Origin of the sequence: Amycolatopsis sp. cmx-4-54 (assembly GCF_046548895.1) — a bacterium.
Lineage (GTDB): Bacteria > Actinomycetota > Actinomycetes > Mycobacteriales > Pseudonocardiaceae > Amycolatopsis.
The window spans coordinates 55397-70436 of record NZ_JAEBEJ010000009.1 but is presented as its reverse complement, the minus strand read 5'-3'; the positions used below and the strand labels follow the sequence as shown (position 1 = coordinate 70436).

Below are 15040 nucleotides of genomic sequence, written 5' to 3'. Positions count from 1 at the left end.
AGTTTGTTGTCGTCGAGGGTGGGCTCTCCGGGCATCGACCGTCGTCCCGCCATGCCGCGAATTGTCGATCATCGCCGCGAATCGTGGAGGCTGTCGTGACGATCCAGATGGAGAGGAAGCGTGTCTCCTGTTCCGTGGCCGCCGTCGAAGCAGCTCTACGCTGGCTCGCGGTTCGCAAGGACGGGCGGCCGCTCAGGTATCTGCGTTACGCGATGGAAGACCCTGCGAGCGAATCGGCCGCCGCGCTCGGCTGCCTGGTCCGGCCGACGGAATCGATGGTCACGGCGCCTCCGGAGATGCGGGCGCTCGCGGTATGGGGCCTGATCCTCGACGAGATCGACAAGATCGGCTCGACGAATGAATCCCGCCGCCGCAACACCTTGACCGCTGCCTTTCGGCTGGGGGACATGGAGTGGAAGTCGACTCTCGACGACCGTTTCCGTCAGCTGAGGAATCTGCCCGGAGTATTCGGAGAGCCGTCGCCGAGCACGACGACTCCGATGCACAAGGCTTGGCGACGGGCGGTGAAGGACAAGCTCGCCCCTTGCCTGGCAAGGAATCTGGAAACCATCGAAGGAGAAGCCTGGCGGCCTTACGTGGAGATCGCCCGTGCGTCGTTCTCGGAGCCCCGGACGTCGGTTCGCCGGGCCCCTTCGGACGGGGCTCAGCCCGTGTTCCTGGAGCGTCTCTTGGTAGCGGTGGAGATGCGGCACAGAACGGCGTACCGCCGGTTGACGGTACGAAACGTCGTCGCCCGTGGGAGTGGCGTCAACGGCTATCGGGCACAAGCTCTCACCGGGTGGACCGGCGAGCTGGCGGCGATCCCTGTCAAGGCGATCTTCGGTTGCCATGTCGAGACTTCGCCAGGGGCACAACCGGGGGATCCGATTGCGGTGGATCTGCGCTTCCCGAAACCACTGCGCGAAGGCGAGCGTCACGAGTTCATTTCGCTCGCGTGCGACGACGACCTCGACGAGGAGCGGCTTTGGATCAACGTCGACATCGACCATCACGGAATCGCGCCGGGTGTGGTCGACGGTGACGGCAGGGTGACCGGAGGGTTGAGCATCAGCATCACGTTCGACGACTGCGTCCCGGAAGCCTGCTGGTGGTATGCGGAACAGACCGACTACGAGCGCCTTGTCCGCCCGCCCGCCGGTGATCGACGACTGCTCGAGATCCAGCGGGGCGTCGTCGAACACACCTTTCTGGAGCCTTGTCACCCACGAGAGGAGTACGGCATCGCCTTTCGCTGGCCACAACGGTGATCAAAGCGGAGCCACATCCGAGCTCGATGTGGCCCGCCTCGGTCTCCGGCGTCTAATTGCCGGTGTTACCGCCGCCGCTGCCCTTGCCGTCGTCGCCGTGAATCGTCATCGAACCCTCCGCGGGGTGTGTGGGTGTGGTGTGGACGCGACGAAACCTATAAGTACTGAGGGTGACCGATGATCACGGGCCGTGTCTGAGGTGAAGAGTCGTTCGCGGTAGGGTCACGGGTGACTTTCCCTGATGGGCCTCTGTGTCGGGAAGTAGGTTGCGATGGCCGGACCCGTCGGTAGCATCGGTTCGGATGATCGACAATCGGATCCGGCCGGGGGAGCCCGGCGACATCGACAGTGCCGCGGATGTGCTGGCCGCGGCATTCGCGGATTACGCGTGGACCAGGCACACCGTCGCGGCTGACGACCACGTCCGCCGGGTGCGGGATCTCCAGCGGCTTTTCGTCGACCGTATCGGTCTCCCATGCGGCCGAGTGTGGGTGGCGGATGGTCCGGAGGGTGTTGTCGCGGCCGCTGTCTGGACAACCCCGGAGTCGAGCGGCGTCGAGGCGGCCTTCGCCGAACTGGCTCGGATGATGCCCGCGCTTGCGGGGGATCGGGCCTCCGCTGCGGCATCCGCGGAGGAGGCATTGGCCCCGCACCGTCCCGCCGAGCCGGTGTGGTTTCTCGCCACGGTCGGAGTTCATCCTGCGCACCAGGGCAAGGGGCTTGGCCGCGCGATTGTCGAGCCCGGACTCGTGGCCGCAGATGCCGCCGGTGTGCCGGCGTTCCTGGAGACCTCCGAGCCCGCGAATGTCCCGTTCTACCGCAAGCTCGGGTTCGAGGTGACCGCCGAGGTCGAGTTGCCGGACGGCGGTCCGAGGACATGGGCCTTCCGGCGCGAACCGCGCCGCTGACAAACCCGCGGTCGACCGGCGAGGACAGCCGCATTTCCCGAACAGCGTCGCAACTGATTCGTTCCGTTTCCGACCTTGTCCATCTTGTTGCAGTCGATGACGTAACAAGTCGGGTGCACCCCTCGACCAGCTAGTAGACGAAAGGCCGTGGAGAGAACGGGGGAAATATGCGTGCCGAGATTCGAGTGAGCCACAAGATGACTGACGATGATCACGTTCACCGCGCCCTCGTCGGAAAGTTCGGACATGATGATCGTGAAGCGCTGAAGCGCAGCCCCATCTTCAAATCTCGAAAATGGGAGAGCGTCGTATCGTTCGCTCATGAGCATCCCGATTATCGGATTATCTGTTATAACAGCAGCAATGATGAGCTTCAGATCAATGTCGAGGCGATCAACGGCAACATTTTCTCGGCGGCCGAGTCGGTTTGGCGAGCTGTGAAACGTGCGTTCGAGGGCTCTTCTCCGGTGTTGTCCGATGCCCGCCTGCTCGACGGCGATTCAAATCCTGAACTCCTGCACGGCAGAACGGGGCTGATCAGTGAGTTCAAACGCCGGGACACCCTGCTTTCGGTATCGGGCGCGTTCTTCGCGTTGGTGTACTTCATGGTCAGCCTAGTGGTGTTCAGTCAGCCGATCGGTGCGGTCGGAGGTGCGTTGGTCGGCGCCGCTGTAGGGCTCGTCGCGATGCTCTTGGCCGTGGCCGACGCCCTCCGGGGGGCGATCCGATGGAACTAGCCATACATGCGGGGTATCGATCGGGAGAGGGAACCATGTCAGAAGACGCCATCGCACATGAGATCGCGGTATCCCTCGGGGAGAAGAACTGGGTGGTCGCGGAAGAGCGAGGTGAGCAAGGTGTCGCCGGTCCTGATCTGGTGGTCGAAGATCCGGCCGGACGTGCGTATCTCATAGAGGTCAAATCGGGACAGGGTGCTACTCATTTCAGTCAGATCGCCCAGGTCGAGAGCATGGCGGCCAGCCGGCTTCAGCACGGCGGTGACGCTCAGCAGGTGCAACCTGTCCTCGTGACCAACATGGCCGTGTCCGAGCGGATCGGGGCCATGGCCGAAACCGTCGGCGTGGAGATCGTCAAGGCGCACGGCTCTCCCGAGGAGATCGGCGTAGCCGTCGCTCGGCAGCTGAGCCAATCCGCTGAGTAGGACTCTCACGGCAGAATGCTCGACTTCGAATCGAGCTGAGGAGGTTACCCGCTGGCAAGGTCTCGATCGAGCCACCGTGGCACGTGGCAAAACCTGGATATTGTGTGAATCAGAGAACGACGGTTCGGTTTGACTTGGGGGATTGGCTTTGTCGAGTGTCAGCTGGGTGGGTGTCGAGGCGCGAGACCAGGATTGTGTCCTCGGTATCCGGGAACTCGTCGCGACCGCGGTCGGGGAGATCGCGTCTGTGAGCCACTCCGACGTCGTCGCCCGCAGGCTGGGCTTGTACGGAGAAGAACCTCAGGCACAGCAGACCATCGGCGACCAGCGCGGAGTGACCTCGTCGACGATATCGCAGCTCCAGCGTAAGGCTTTGCAGCGCTTGCGGGGGCGGGCTCGACGAAAAAGCGATCACGTCCACGACGCCTTCGCACGTCTGGTCGCCGAGGCCGCAGCGGCCGGTAAAGGGCATGCGGAATGTCTGTTCACGATCTCCACAGTGGTGTTTCCCGGAGCCGAACTTCGCATGGTCGGCGAACTGATCGCCGTACTTGCAGGTCTTCATCTCCAGCGGGATCTGGGTGGTTTGCCGTCCGAGGTGGGTGGTGCGCTCGCCTCGGTGCGAGAGAAGCTCGCCGTGCAGGCCAAGGAGGCCGGTTTCGTCGGGCGAGCCACCGAACGCTGGGCGGCTGTACTCGCTGATGTCGAGTGGCCGGATGTGCCGGTGAGCCCCGCGCCGGACCGGTCGGCCTTCGCACCACGTCGAGAGGTGAATCCGAAACGAGCTATCGCGTGGAAATCAGCCAAGCTTGGCCGCGAGGTCGCGTGCGAGTCGGCCACTGAAATGCATGTGGTCCGCACGCTGAGCTACGCCACACAGGTCGAGTGGTTCTGTGAGCAGCCGCTGACCATCGACTACGAGCTCGACGGCGTGGCACGCACGTACTATCCGGACCTGCTGGTGTGGCTCGGTGACGGGCGATGTGTCCTGGTGGAGGTCAAAGGTTTGCCTGACATGGCCAGCTGGATCAACCAGGCGAAGGCCGAAGCCGCCCGTGAATACTGTGCCCGACGCGGGTGGGGATTCGTGGGTACGGACGGGACGCGGACGTTGCGGCAGTTCATGCAGCGTGACGTGCCCGCAGATGTCTCCGCTCTGATGAAGAGTGCGTTGTCAGAAGGAGCCTTGAACTGGCGACAGCTTAACGCGCTGCGGGCGAGTGCAGACTTCGACAGCATCGACGTCGCTGTTCTTGCGCTCCGTGAGAAATGGCGGCTGACCACGGACCCCGCGTATCGCTTGGAGTTGTGCGTCGATTCGAGTTGAGCGACACAATGGCCCATGCTCGGTGATCCGGTACATCGGCTGCACGAGCGGCACTCAAGGCCGCCCGAAGTGATCGAGCTGCTCAACCAAAGGTGGTGAAGGCCTAGCCCCTCACTTGCGCAACTCAGCACGCTTTGGCGGAATTGGTAGGACCAAACCTTGTCCAGTGGCTGCTCGGAGAGCGGCGTCTCGATATGACTCAGTTCTCGGGCGATTTCGTTTTCCGCGCCGGAGGGGTACAGCGGCGCCTAGGTGGTCAATTTCTATCGCGTGCGACGTACGGCCTGGTGGACGAGGGTACTGCCCGCTGCTGTGGGCGTCACGACTAGTGGTACACCAAGTCAGAGATCGGTTGCGGTTCTGCGTGACACGTGTTCGAGGTGATGCGATGTGGCCATGGCAACCCATCGAGGCACCGACCCAGCGGTTTGCCCGCCAGTACGCCGGCACCGCGTCAACTCGCGGTCGCCCCACGAGTAGTCGGGTCCGGCGAAGTCGTCTCTCTCTATCAGCTCCTCGGCTAGATCGGCGAACAACTCGGCAACCACGTCTTCTTTTTCCTTCTTGCGGCGCAAGATCACTGTTTTTTGCGGCACCGTATAGCAGAGGTACGGGGAAGGGGTCCGCGCGTTTCCGTTGGACTGTGGCGGCTTTGGATGTGTCACGCCGTAATCACCGAGTCGCTTCAGGCTGCATGCAACACGTTCGGCTCACCAGCCGCGTTCGCGCCACTCGGCCACGTGCGCCCGCTGCTCACCAAGAGTCGAGTCTTCCCCGTGTCCCGGGTAGAACCACGTCTCGTCCGGCAGTTCCCCGAAGATCCGCGTCTCGACATCGTCCAGCAGCGACTTGAAGTCCTCCGGCGAACCGGTCTTGCCGACGCCGCCCGGGAACAGCGTATCGCGTCAGCGGTCAACAATGTAGCCAGGTGTAGCTCTAGGAGCTACACCTGGCTACACTCGTCTCATGAAGGTGATCACCCAGCGCGAGTTTCGCAACAACTCCGCTGCCGTTATGGACGCCGTCGAGGCCGGCGAGATCTACCATGTCACTCGCAACGGTGTCGAAGTCGCCGAGTTGCGGCCGCTACCTCGCAGGCGCCGCCTGACCGCCGAGGAGCTGGTCCAGCGTCATCGAGGATTGCCCAGGGTCGAGGCAGGCCAGATGCGGCAAGAAGCTGACGAGTTCTTCGGTACCGAGGATCGTATCGATTCTGGTGACGTGTGGGAGCACGGTCGTGGCTGAGCATCACGAGACGGGTGTGCTCGACACCTGCACTTACATCGATCTCGGCCTACTCGACCCTGCCGCCCTGCCGAAGATTCCGGAGCTCACCGCTGTCACCATGGCTGAGCTCCATCAAGGGGTGGCGATGGCGAAGGATGTCGCGGTCCGCGCGGCGCGCACCGAGAAACTCGGTGCTGCGATCGTCGATTTCGCCCCGCTTCCGTTCGACGGTGATGCCGCTGCCCGTTATGGAACGTTGGTCGCGCTGGTTCTCGCGGCGAACCGGGATCCGAGACCTCGGCGAATGGATCTGATGATCGCCGCCATCGCGTCTTCGCGAGAGCTGCCGCTGTATACCCGGAATGAAGACGACTTTAAATGCCTGGGCAGCATGGTCGACGTCATCGGTATCTGAGCAAGGTGCGTTCCTGCTTGCTGATCTGATTGTTTGGCCAACGGTCGGGCCCGATCGCGTCGAGGTGGCAGAAGGTTGTCAGATCGGGTGGACGAACACCTCTGAGCGGTCGCCGACGGTGGCATCGGGCACGTGGAGGTCTTTCAAGATGAACGTGCAGGAGGCTTTCCCTTGGGAGCCCTCGACATCTCTGCCGGGTCATCTGTCGAGGGCTCCGCGATCACGGCCGTTGGCGGAAGCTGATGCGCATCAGCCGGCTGTCAGCCCAGTCTTCGAGCCGAGTCGGCCGGATGGTGCCGGGGTCGTGGGGCTGATTGAGATCAGCCACGATCTCCGCCAGCACGGTCTGACGTTCAGCTGGGTCGGTGACCGGCGTGGCCCGTGCGGGCAGATCCGCACGGATCCCGTTCTTGAGGTGGAAGGTGAAGGTGGGATCGGCGAGAAGGTTCGCATGCCAGTCGGTCGCGGCACCGCCGGCGCCGCTGCACAGGTAGGTGGTGCCCGAGGCTCGGTAGAAGAAGATCTCGATGCGACGTGGCCGGCCGGTGCGACGCCCCAGTGTCGTGATGTCGATGATCCGTTCTCTGGTGCCCGCGGCGGGGGTGATCTCGATGGCTCGCCGGAAGTGATCGGGCAGGTGCGACAAAGACACGTCCTGTGCGGAGTCGTTCCATCCGGTCGTGTCTGGAGTGCTCATGCGGCCTCGGTCTGAAGGGCGGGGCCGAGGAGGAGTCCACCGTCGATGACGTACTCCGACCCCGTGATGAACGACGCGTCCGATGACGTGAGGAACAGGAGAAGCCGGGTGACGTCGGCCGGCTCCCCGAGCCGGGGGATGGCGAACGGCTCGGGTGAGTAGAAGTCGGCGATTGCCGCGGTGGCACCGGCCGCTGGTTCTTGGATGAAGGGGGTCGCGATCACGCCGGGGTGGATGGTGTTCACCCGGATGTGGTCACGGCCGAGTTCGAGTGCAGCCGTTTGGGTGAGACCTCGCACGGCCCACTTGCTGGCGACGTACGGCGCGTAGTTCCCCGTGCCGCCCAGGCCCATTGTCGAGGCGATGTTGACGATGGCTCCCCCTGTCGCGCGGCGAAGAGCGGGGGCGGCGACCTTGATGCCGAGGAAGGTCCCGGTGAGGTTGATGTCGAGGATGCGCGACCACATGGCCTGCTCCGTGTTTTCGATTGTTGCAGGCGGGTTCTGCACGCCCGCGTTGTTGACGAGCACGTTCAGGGCGCCGAAGGCGCTCTCGGCGGTCAGCACAGCGGCGGACCACGAGCTCTCGTCGGTGACGTCGAGGCGGGCGAAGCGAGCGCGGGTCCCGAGCTCGGCGGCGAGAGCGGCGCCGCGTTCCGCGTCGATGTCGCCGATCACCACGTTCGCTCCCTCCGCGTGAAAGGCGCGCACGTGGCTCGAGCCCTGGCCGCCGGTCCCACCGGTCACGAGGACGGTCTGGTTGTCGAAGCGGGGCATCAGATGTTCCTTCGGTACGTGAGTGACCGACCGGGATCATCGGCGATGAATGGTCGGCCGGTGGTGAGCCGATTGACTCACCACTGCTTCGACACTAGGTCGGCGGCAGTGGCGAGTCAAGCCACTCACCTCGTATTCTCGGCCCATGAGCAGAGTCGTACCGACGTATCACCAGCGCGTCGCCCAGGAGAAGCGCGCGTTGATCGTGACGGCCGCGACCGCACTGTTCCTCGAGTTGGGCTACGACCGGACGTCGCTGGCGCGGATCGCAGAGCGCTCGGGCGTTTCGCGGGCCACCTTGTTCAAGCAGTTTCCGAGCAAGGCTGTCCTGTTCGACGCCATCGTGACCGAGTCCTGGTCGACCGCTGACGAGGAGAATCCTCCGCCGGCAGGCAACGTCGTCGACGGGCTCAGCATCATCGGTCGCCGTTACGCCGAGCTGCTGGGCCGTGCCCAGATGACCGACCTGTTCAGGATCGTCATCGCCGAGCTGCCGCGGTTCCCCGAGCTGGCCCACGCGCAGTTCTCGCACGGGAAGATGCCCTACTTCGAGTCCGTACGCGGCTACCTCCTGGCCGAGCACGAGGCGGGAACGGTGCGGATCGAGGACGTGGACCTCGCAGCCACCCAGTTCCTGGGCATGATCTCCAACTACGTCTTCTGGCCGACACTCCTTGTGCCGGACTGGGAGGTGAGTGCCGAACGCGTCGCTCAGGTAGTCGACGAGGCCGTTCGCACCATCGCCGCCCGGTACGCCGCGACTGGACCAGGGGCGTCCCCCAACGACTGAGTCCCGCCGCCGCGACCAAGTCTCACCGCCACCAAAGGAGGAGTGTCCATCTGTTGACCCGCCTCGACGAGCCTGGCAGCAGCACGGCCGACCGGAGTCTCGGCGGCGGGGTAGCGATGGCGAAGGATGCCGCGGTCCGCGCGGCGCGCACCGAGAACTCGGTGCTGCGATCGTCGACTTCGCCCGCTTCCGTTCGACGGTGATGCCGCTGCCCGGTGTGGAACGCTGGTCGTGCTGGTTCTCGCGGCGAACCGGGATCCGAAGCCCCGGCGAATGGATCTGATGATCGCCGCCATCGCGTCGTCGCGAGCTCTGCCGCTCTATACCCGCAACGCCGATGACTGCAAAGGGTTGGGCAACATGGTCGAGGTCGTCGCTGTCTGAACTCGTGCGTATCTGATTGTTTGGTCGTGCCGCTTCGCCGAACGTCAGGTGGTGGCGGCGTTCTTCTCCTCACGGAACTGCTGAATGTCACTCAGTAGTTCCAGTGCATGGGTCGTCAGAGCAAGCGCGTTGGAAGATGCGAGAGTGATTTTGCGATGAGCGTGCAGGTTCCGGGTAAACTTGAAAAAAGTGCGGAGCCGTAGTCGATAGATCCGGAGGATGGTGTTGTAGGCGAACAGCTCTGAATCCAGGTGCTTGATGAACTTGTCAACAAGCCGCTGTCCGAAGTCGTCGTCATTGCCGACGGCAAGCCTCAGTTCCTCTTCGATGGCAATGCTGACTTCCCGGACAGCGTGGTCGTACAACTCGTTGTCCAGGAGTTTCTTCAGATCGGGCAAGCTGTCAGGGAGCTCCAGCTGCTCGGCGAGTTGCTGGGTGACTACCTTCCAGCCGACTGGCGTGATCGTGATGGCACCCTCAGTGCCATCCTGGTCATCGTCGAAGGCGGGATAACTGTAAGCTCCGGCCCAGAATTCGTCTTCATCTGGTGCAGGCGGCAGCGGCGGAAGAATCACTCTTGTCCTGGTGCCGTCCTTCTGTTCCATAAAGAGCTGCCTCTTGGGCCATCCCCATTCGGCTCGTCGGCGAATCTCGAACTCTCGACTGCTGATCGGCGTAATCCCGCTGATCAGACCTTGCTCCTGGAGAGGCATCAAGTCTTCATGCCAGATCGCTACCTGGAACGCGTCAGGTGACATTGGCTCCTTAGCGCGCTCAGGCTTCTTTGGGTCGTAGTTGTAAGCGCTGAAGAGCACGCAGCGGTCGATGTCGTCGATCGGAAAGAAGCGGGTGCCTGCAGGAAACTGCGCCAGGTCGAATAACCCATGATTTCCACCTGGTGCGCAGGGATAGGCCGGCCAGTCTGCATGGATGCCCAGGATCATGGAGCCGGTACCGCTGCTGCCGTAACCCGACCCGAACCACCCCGGGTGCTCCGTGATGTCGCCAGACTCCTGCTTCTCCTCGCTCATCTACTCAGCCCTTGGTCAGCCAGAAACTGTTGCGCTCGTGCGGGAACGGCACGGGGTCACCAGCCGCGTTCGCGCCACTCGGCGACGTGCGGACGCTGTTCGCCTAACGTGGAGTCGTCCCCGTGGCCGGGGTAGAACCACGTCTCATCCGGCAGTTCGCCGAAGATCCGCGTCTCGACATCGTCGATCAGCGACTCGAAATCCGAGGGCGACCCAGTCTTTCCTACCCCACCCGGGAACAGCGAGTCGCCGGTGAACAGGTGCGGGTGTCCTTTCGGGTCGCGGTACAGCAGCGCGATGGAGCCGGGGGTGTGGCCGCGCAGGTGGATCACCTCGAGGGTGACCTGCCCGACCTTCACCGTGTCGCCGTGTTCGACGAGGAAGTCCGGCGGGATCGGCAGCGGCTCGGCGTCCAGCGGGTGGGCGGCGGTGTTCGCGCCGTTCGCGCCGGCGACGGCGCCGAGGGCCTGCCAGTGGTCCTGGTGCTGGTGGGTGGTCACGACGGTCTTCAGCGCGGGCCGGTCGGGGCCGTGGCCGATGAGGTCGGAGATCCGCTCGGGGTCGTTCGCGGCGTCGATCAGCAGCGCTTCGTTCTCGGCGCGGCAGACGAGGAGATACGCGTTGTTGTCCATCGGGCCGACCGAAAGCTTCGTGATGGTGAGCGCGTCCAGGGTGCGACGGGCGGCGTCGCCGCCGGGGTCGACGTGCCCGGTGTAGGTCTCGACGATGTTCACACCGCACACGGTAGTCGTTCGCCTGCAGTCGGTTCTACCCGCACAGGCGACGCACAGGTGCGCGACGTAGGCTCGCGTCGCCCCGCCAGCCGAACCACAGGACGCTCGTGCCCGACGCCTCGCGCAAGATCAGCTGGGACGTCCTTCGCGTGGTCGCCGTCTTCGCGGTCATGCTCGGGCATGTCACCCATCAGGGGGCGCTTCTGCATCCCGAACTGGTGGGGTACCCCTTCCGGGTGACCGCTCAGTTCGGCGCAGCCATCCTTCTGGTGATTTCCGCCTTCTTCGTGTGCGCGAGCCTGCGCAAGGGGCGGCCCGGGCGGTGGCTGTGGAACCGGGTCGCGCGACTGGTGCCCGCGTACCTGGTGGCGGTGGCCGTCACCTATGTCGTCGCCCGGTACGCGACGATCCGGTTCAGCGGCTTGCCGTTCCCGCCCGGTCTGTCCGGATTCCTGTTCGGCGTTCCGCAGGGCCCGCCGTCCGATCCGTCGCCCTGGTACGTCCCCACCGGCGCCGATCTGCTCGCCAACCTGGGCATGGTCCAGGAATGGGGCTGGCGGTACGAGCTCTTCTACTACCTCGACGGCGCCTACTGGACGCTGCCGGTCCAGCTCGTCGCCTTCACCGCCGCCGCCCTGCTGTGGCCGCGCCGGTGGCGCACCCACCGGCTCACCGTCGGCCTGCTCTGGGCGCTGATCCTGGTTCCGCTGTTCCTCCGGTTCGTCGTGTTCGACCCGGTTTCCACGCCGAAGCTCGTGGAGACCTTCTACTACGGCCTCGGGCTGCATCGCGTGCACGTCTTCGCCATCGGGATCGCCATCTGGCTGTGGGCGAAACGACGTCTCGCGCACTGGCACCTCGCGTTGTTCCTGCTCGCCGCCTGCGCCGCGCAGGACCTGCAGGTCTTCCCGTTCCACCAGGCCCTGCCGAACGATCCCGAGCGCTGGCCGTCGGCCATCGGGTTCGCGATCATGCTGCTGCTGGTGTGCCTGGCCGCGCGCGGACCGGACTGGCGGTTCCCCTTGCTGTCCCGGATCGCCCCGGCTGTCACCTGGCTCGCGGGCATCTCGTATGGTCTTTATCTGGTGCACCAGGAACTCGGTTACATCCTGGCCCGTGCCCTGCTGAACGTCGGCGTCCCTGGCTGGCTGCGGCTCCCCATCGTGCTGGCCGCCGCCGTACTCGGGGGCTGGGCGATCACCGCTGGCGTGGAACGGCCGGTTCACCGGTGGCTCACCGCTCGCCGGGATCGACCCGAAAAGCCGGGAAAGCCGCAGGTCAGAGACTCGAAACCAGTTTCTGTCGGTGGTGCCTCGTAGCATGGAAGCGGCCGCCCGTGCAGCTATCGACCGGGACGGCGACCGCAGCTGAGAATGAAACCTGAAGGGACCCTGGCGTGGCTGATCGCCTCGTTGTTCGCGGCGCCCGCGAGCACAACCTCCGCGGTGTGGATCTCGACCTGCCCCGCGACAGCCTGATCGTGTTCACCGGTCTGTCCGGGTCCGGGAAGTCGAGTCTCGCCTTCGACACCATCTTCGCCGAAGGGCAGCGCCGCTACGTCGAGTCGCTGTCGGCGTACGCGCGCCAGTTCCTCGGCCAGATGGACAAGCCGGACGTCGACTTCATCGAGGGCCTTTCGCCCGCGGTGTCGATCGACCAGAAGTCCACCTCGCGCAACCCGCGTTCGACCGTCGGCACCATCACCGAGGTCTACGACTACCTGCGCCTGCTCTACGCCCGCGCCGGCAAGGCGCACTGCCCGCAGTGCGGCGAGGCGATCAGCAAGCAGACCCCGCAGCAGATCGTCGACCAGGTGCTCGCGATGGAGGAGGGCACCCGCTTCCAGGTGCTCGCGCCGGTCGTGCGCGGCCGCAAGGGTGAGTACCTCGACCTCTTCGAAAACCTGCAGCAGCAGGGCTACGCGCGAGTCGTGGTCGACGGGACGGTCCACCCGCTGACCGACCCGCCGAAGCTGAAGAAGCAGGAAAAGCACCAGATCGCCGTCATCATCGACAGGCTCTCGGTGAAGACCAGCTCACGGCAGCGGCTCACCGACTCCGTCGAGACGGCGCTCCGGCTGGCCGACGGCCTGATCGAGCTGGAGTTCGTCGACCTGCCGGAGAACGACCCGCATCGCGTGCGCGGTTTCTCCGAGAACCTGGCCTGCCCGAACGGCCACCCGCTCGCGATCGAGGACCTCGAGCCGCGGTCGTTCTCCTTCAACGCGCCCTACGGCGCCTGCCCGGACTGCACCGGTATCGGCGTCCGCAAGGAGGTCGACCCGGAGCTCGTGGTCCCGGACGACGAGATGTCCCTCGGCGAGGGGGCCATCGCGCCGTGGGCGGGCGGCCAGAGCGCGGACTACTTCATCCGCCTGCTCGAGTCGCTTTCGGAGACCATCGGCTTCCGGATGGACACGCCGTGGCGCAAGCTGCCGGCGAAGGTGCAGAAGGCCGTTCTGCACGGCGTCGACGAGCAGGTCCACGTCCGCTACAAAAACCGCTACGGCCGCCAGCGTTCGTACTACGCGAGCTTCGAGGGCGTCATCCCGTTCCTCGAGCGGCGCCAGGAACAGACCGAGTCCGAGTACATGCGTGAGCGGTACGAGGGCTACATGCGCGAGGTGCCGTGCCCGGCCTGCCAGGGCACGCGGCTCAAACCGGAGATCCTCGCCGTCACCCTGGAGCACAAGACGCAGGGCGACCGGTCGATCGCCGAGGTCTGCGCCCTGTCGATCGCGGAGGCGTCGCAGTTCCTCGACGAACTGGAGCTCGGCAAGCGCGAGCAGGTGATCGCCGGAGCGGTGCTCAAGGAGATCCAGGCGCGGCTGCGCTTCCTGCTCGACGTCGGCCTCAACTACCTCTCGCTCGACCGCGCTTCCGGGACGCTGTCCGGTGGCGAGGCGCAGCGCATCCGGCTCGCCACGCAGATCGGTTCCGGTCTGGTCGGCGTGCTGTACGTGCTGGACGAGCCGTCGATCGGGCTGCACCAGCGCGACAACCACCGCTTGATCGAGACACTGGTCCGCCTGCGGGATCTCGGCAACACGCTGATCGTCGTCGAGCACGACGAGGACACCATCCGCTCCAGCGACTGGGTGGTCGACATCGGCCCCGGCGCCGGCGAGCACGGTGGCCACATCGTCCACAGTGGACCGTACAAGAAGATCCTGCGGAACAAGGAATCGATCACCGGCGCGTACCTGTCGGGCCGCACCAAGATCGAGGTGCCGGCGATCCGGCGCCCGATCGACAAGAAGCGGCAGCTGACCGTCGTCGGCGCGCGCGAGCACAACCTGCGCGGTCTCGACGTGTCGTTCCCGCTCGGCTGCCTCGTGTCGGTCACCGGTGTCTCGGGTTCCGGGAAGTCCACGCTGGTCAACGACATCCTCGCGACCGTGCTGGCGAACAAGCTCAACGGTGCCCGCCAGGTCCCCGGCCGTCACACCCGCGTGAACGGGCTGGCCAACGTGGACAAACTGGTCCGCGTCGACCAGTCGCCGATCGGCCGCACCCCGCGGTCCAACCCGGCGACGTACACCGGCGTCTGGGACCACGTGCGCAAGCTGTTCGCCGCGACCACCGAGGCGAAGGTGCGGGGCTACCAGCAGGGCCGGTTCTCGTTCAACGTCAAGGGCGGCCGGTGCGAGGCCTGCGCCGGTGACGGCACGATCAAGATCGAGATGAACTTCCTGCCGGACGTCTACGTCCCGTGTGAGGTCTGCAAGGGCGACCGGTACAACCGCGAGACCCTCGAAGTGCACTACAAGGGCAAGACCGTCTCCGACGTGCTGAACATGCCGATCGAGGAGGCGGCCGAGTTCTTCGAGCCGATCAAGGCGATCCACCGGCATCTGGCGACCCTCGTCGACGTCGGTCTCGGCTACGTCCGGCTCGGGCAGCCCGCGCCGACGCTGTCGGGTGGCGAGGCGCAGCGCGTCAAGCTCGCCAGCGAACTGCAGAAGCGGTCCACCGGCAAGACGGTCTACATCCTCGACGAGCCGACCACCGGTCTGCACTTCGAGGACATCAGCAAGCTGATCGGCGTGATCAACGGGCTGGTGGACAAGGGCAACACGGTGATCGTCATCGAGCACAACCTCGACGTCATCAAGACCTCGGACTGGATCATCGACATGGGGCCCGAGGGTGGTTCCGGCGGTGGCACCGTGATCGCGGAGGGCACGCCGGAGTACGTCGCTTCGGTGGAGGAGAGCTACACCGGCGAGTTCTTGAAGACCGTTCTCGCCTGAGTCACCAAGTGCAATGAAGGGGCCTTTCATAGCAAAATTTGCTATGAAAGGCCCCTTCATTGCACGCGG

The 15040-nt window shown here is 64.9% G+C and carries 17 protein-coding genes and 1 pseudogene; 12 read left to right on the top strand and 6 right to left on the bottom strand.

Going from position 1 to position 15040, the window contains the following annotated elements; all coding sequences use genetic code 11:
- The first annotated feature begins 95 nt into the window (after positions 1-95).
- The 5 genes from ACLJQ7_RS27520 to ACLJQ7_RS27500 all read left to right on the top strand — a co-directional run bounded on the left by ACLJQ7_RS27520 (position 96) and on the right by ACLJQ7_RS27500 (position 4665).
- Positions 96-1268 carry a hypothetical protein gene (locus ACLJQ7_RS27520; protein WP_410651054.1) on the top strand — a complete coding sequence of 391 codons (1173 nt, stop codon included), beginning with the start codon at positions 96-98 and terminating at the stop codon, positions 1266-1268.
- Positions 1269-1570: 302 nt separating this feature from the next.
- Entirely contained in the window at positions 1571-2176 is a 606-nt protein-coding gene (locus tag ACLJQ7_RS27515; protein WP_410651053.1) for a GNAT family N-acetyltransferase, read from the top strand.
- Between the two features lie 167 nt (positions 2177-2343).
- Positions 2344-2913 carry a hypothetical protein gene (locus ACLJQ7_RS27510; RefSeq protein WP_410651052.1) on the top strand — a complete coding sequence of 190 codons (570 nt, stop codon included), beginning with the start codon at positions 2344-2346 and terminating at the stop codon, positions 2911-2913.
- A gap of 35 nt (positions 2914-2948) precedes the next feature.
- Positions 2949-3338, top strand: a complete 390-nt coding sequence (locus ACLJQ7_RS27505; protein ID WP_410651051.1) for a hypothetical protein — start codon at positions 2949-2951, stop codon at positions 3336-3338.
- A 166-nt stretch (positions 3339-3504) separates the two neighbouring features.
- Complete coding sequence (locus tag ACLJQ7_RS27500) at positions 3505-4665, top strand: TnsA endonuclease N-terminal domain-containing protein (RefSeq protein ID WP_410651050.1); 1161 nt, start codon at positions 3505-3507, stop codon at positions 4663-4665.
- Between the two features lie 341 nt (positions 4666-5006).
- Here the strand turns inward: ACLJQ7_RS27500 and ACLJQ7_RS27495 are convergent, their stop codons facing one another.
- Positions 5007-5330 (bottom strand): beta family protein, encoded by a 324-nt coding sequence (locus tag ACLJQ7_RS27495; protein WP_410651049.1) that lies wholly within the window; start codon positions 5328-5330, stop codon positions 5007-5009.
- Between the two features lie 45 nt (positions 5331-5375).
- Positions 5376-5567, bottom strand: a pseudogene (locus ACLJQ7_RS27490) (MBL fold metallo-hydrolase); the annotation flags it as partial.
- A gap of 64 nt (positions 5568-5631) precedes the next feature.
- Between ACLJQ7_RS27490 and ACLJQ7_RS27485 the strand changes: the two are divergent.
- Positions 5632-5910 carry a type II toxin-antitoxin system Phd/YefM family antitoxin gene (locus ACLJQ7_RS27485; protein ID WP_410651048.1) on the top strand — a complete coding sequence of 93 codons (279 nt, stop codon included), beginning with the start codon at positions 5632-5634 and terminating at the stop codon, positions 5908-5910.
- Positions 5911-5926: 16 nt separating this feature from the next.
- Positions 5927-6307, top strand: coding sequence for a type II toxin-antitoxin system VapC family toxin (locus ACLJQ7_RS27480; protein ID WP_410651345.1), 381 nt, complete (start codon positions 5927-5929; stop codon positions 6305-6307).
- 220 nt (positions 6308-6527) lie between these two features.
- Here ACLJQ7_RS27480 and ACLJQ7_RS27475 read toward each other — a convergent pair whose 3' ends face one another.
- Both ACLJQ7_RS27475 and ACLJQ7_RS27470 read right to left on the bottom strand, forming a co-directional pair.
- Positions 6528-6953, bottom strand: coding sequence for a nitroreductase/quinone reductase family protein (locus tag ACLJQ7_RS27475; protein ID WP_410651047.1), 426 nt, complete (start codon positions 6951-6953; stop codon positions 6528-6530).
- Between the two features lie 47 nt (positions 6954-7000).
- On the bottom strand, positions 7001-7780 hold the full coding sequence (locus ACLJQ7_RS27470) for a glucose 1-dehydrogenase (protein ID WP_410651046.1): 780 nt from the start codon (positions 7778-7780) through the stop codon (positions 7001-7003).
- Between the two features lie 145 nt (positions 7781-7925).
- Here ACLJQ7_RS27470 and ACLJQ7_RS27465 point away from each other — a divergent pair, with 145 nt between their 5' ends.
- Genes ACLJQ7_RS27465 through ACLJQ7_RS27455 form a run of 3 tightly spaced genes read left to right on the top strand, consistent with a single transcriptional unit; the run spans position 7926 to position 8954 of the window.
- Positions 7926-8570, top strand: a complete 645-nt coding sequence (locus ACLJQ7_RS27465) for a TetR/AcrR family transcriptional regulator (protein ID WP_410651045.1) — start codon at positions 7926-7928, stop codon at positions 8568-8570.
- A 53-nt stretch (positions 8571-8623) separates the two neighbouring features.
- Positions 8624-8773: a hypothetical protein gene (locus ACLJQ7_RS27460; protein WP_410651044.1), complete on the top strand. Its 150-nt coding sequence runs from the start codon at positions 8624-8626 to the stop codon at positions 8771-8773.
- 28 nt (positions 8774-8801) lie between these two features.
- Entirely contained in the window at positions 8802-8954 is a 153-nt protein-coding gene (locus ACLJQ7_RS27455; protein ID WP_410651043.1) for a hypothetical protein, read from the top strand.
- 44 nt (positions 8955-8998) lie between these two features.
- Here ACLJQ7_RS27455 and ACLJQ7_RS27450 read toward each other — a convergent pair whose 3' ends face one another.
- Positions 8999-9985: a hypothetical protein gene (locus tag ACLJQ7_RS27450; protein ID WP_410651042.1), complete on the bottom strand. Its 987-nt coding sequence runs from the start codon at positions 9983-9985 to the stop codon at positions 8999-9001.
- 56 nt (positions 9986-10041) lie between these two features.
- Positions 10042-10719: an MBL fold metallo-hydrolase gene (locus tag ACLJQ7_RS27445; RefSeq protein WP_410651041.1), complete on the bottom strand. Its 678-nt coding sequence runs from the start codon at positions 10717-10719 to the stop codon at positions 10042-10044.
- 107 nt (positions 10720-10826) lie between these two features.
- Here ACLJQ7_RS27445 and ACLJQ7_RS27440 point away from each other — a divergent pair, with 107 nt between their 5' ends.
- Both ACLJQ7_RS27440 and uvrA read left to right on the top strand, forming a co-directional pair.
- The gene (locus ACLJQ7_RS27440; RefSeq protein ID WP_410651040.1) at positions 10827-12038 is read left to right on the top strand and encodes an acyltransferase family protein; all 1212 of its coding nucleotides are present in this window, start codon (positions 10827-10829) and stop codon (positions 12036-12038) included.
- A 77-nt stretch (positions 12039-12115) separates the two neighbouring features.
- Positions 12116-14971 (top strand): excinuclease ABC subunit UvrA, encoded by a 2856-nt coding sequence (gene uvrA / locus ACLJQ7_RS27435; RefSeq protein ID WP_410651039.1) that lies wholly within the window; start codon positions 12116-12118, stop codon positions 14969-14971.
- The last annotated feature ends 69 nt before the right edge of the window (positions 14972-15040 follow it).

Bases quoted from the DNA above. Each gene is read 5' to 3' on its own strand.
- ACLJQ7_RS27515 (WP_410651053.1), top strand. From the start codon at position 1,571: ATGATCGACAATCGGATCCGGCCGGGGGAGCCCGGCGACATCGACAGT.
- ACLJQ7_RS27510 (WP_410651052.1), top strand. From the start codon at position 2,344: ATGCGTGCCGAGATTCGAGTGAGCCACAAGATGACTGACGATGATCAC.
- ACLJQ7_RS27505 (WP_410651051.1), top strand. From the start codon at position 2,949: ATGTCAGAAGACGCCATCGCACATGAGATCGCGGTATCCCTCGGGGAG.
- ACLJQ7_RS27485 (WP_410651048.1), top strand. From the start codon at position 5,632: ATGAAGGTGATCACCCAGCGCGAGTTTCGCAACAACTCCGCTGCCGTT.
- ACLJQ7_RS27470 (WP_410651046.1), bottom strand. From the start codon at position 7,780: ATGCCCCGCTTCGACAACCAGACCGTCCTCGTGACCGGTGGGACCGGC.
- ACLJQ7_RS27465 (WP_410651045.1), top strand. From the start codon at position 7,926: ATGAGCAGAGTCGTACCGACGTATCACCAGCGCGTCGCCCAGGAGAAG.
- ACLJQ7_RS27450 (WP_410651042.1), bottom strand. From the start codon at position 9,985: ATGAGCGAGGAGAAGCAGGAGTCTGGCGACATCACGGAGCACCCGGGG.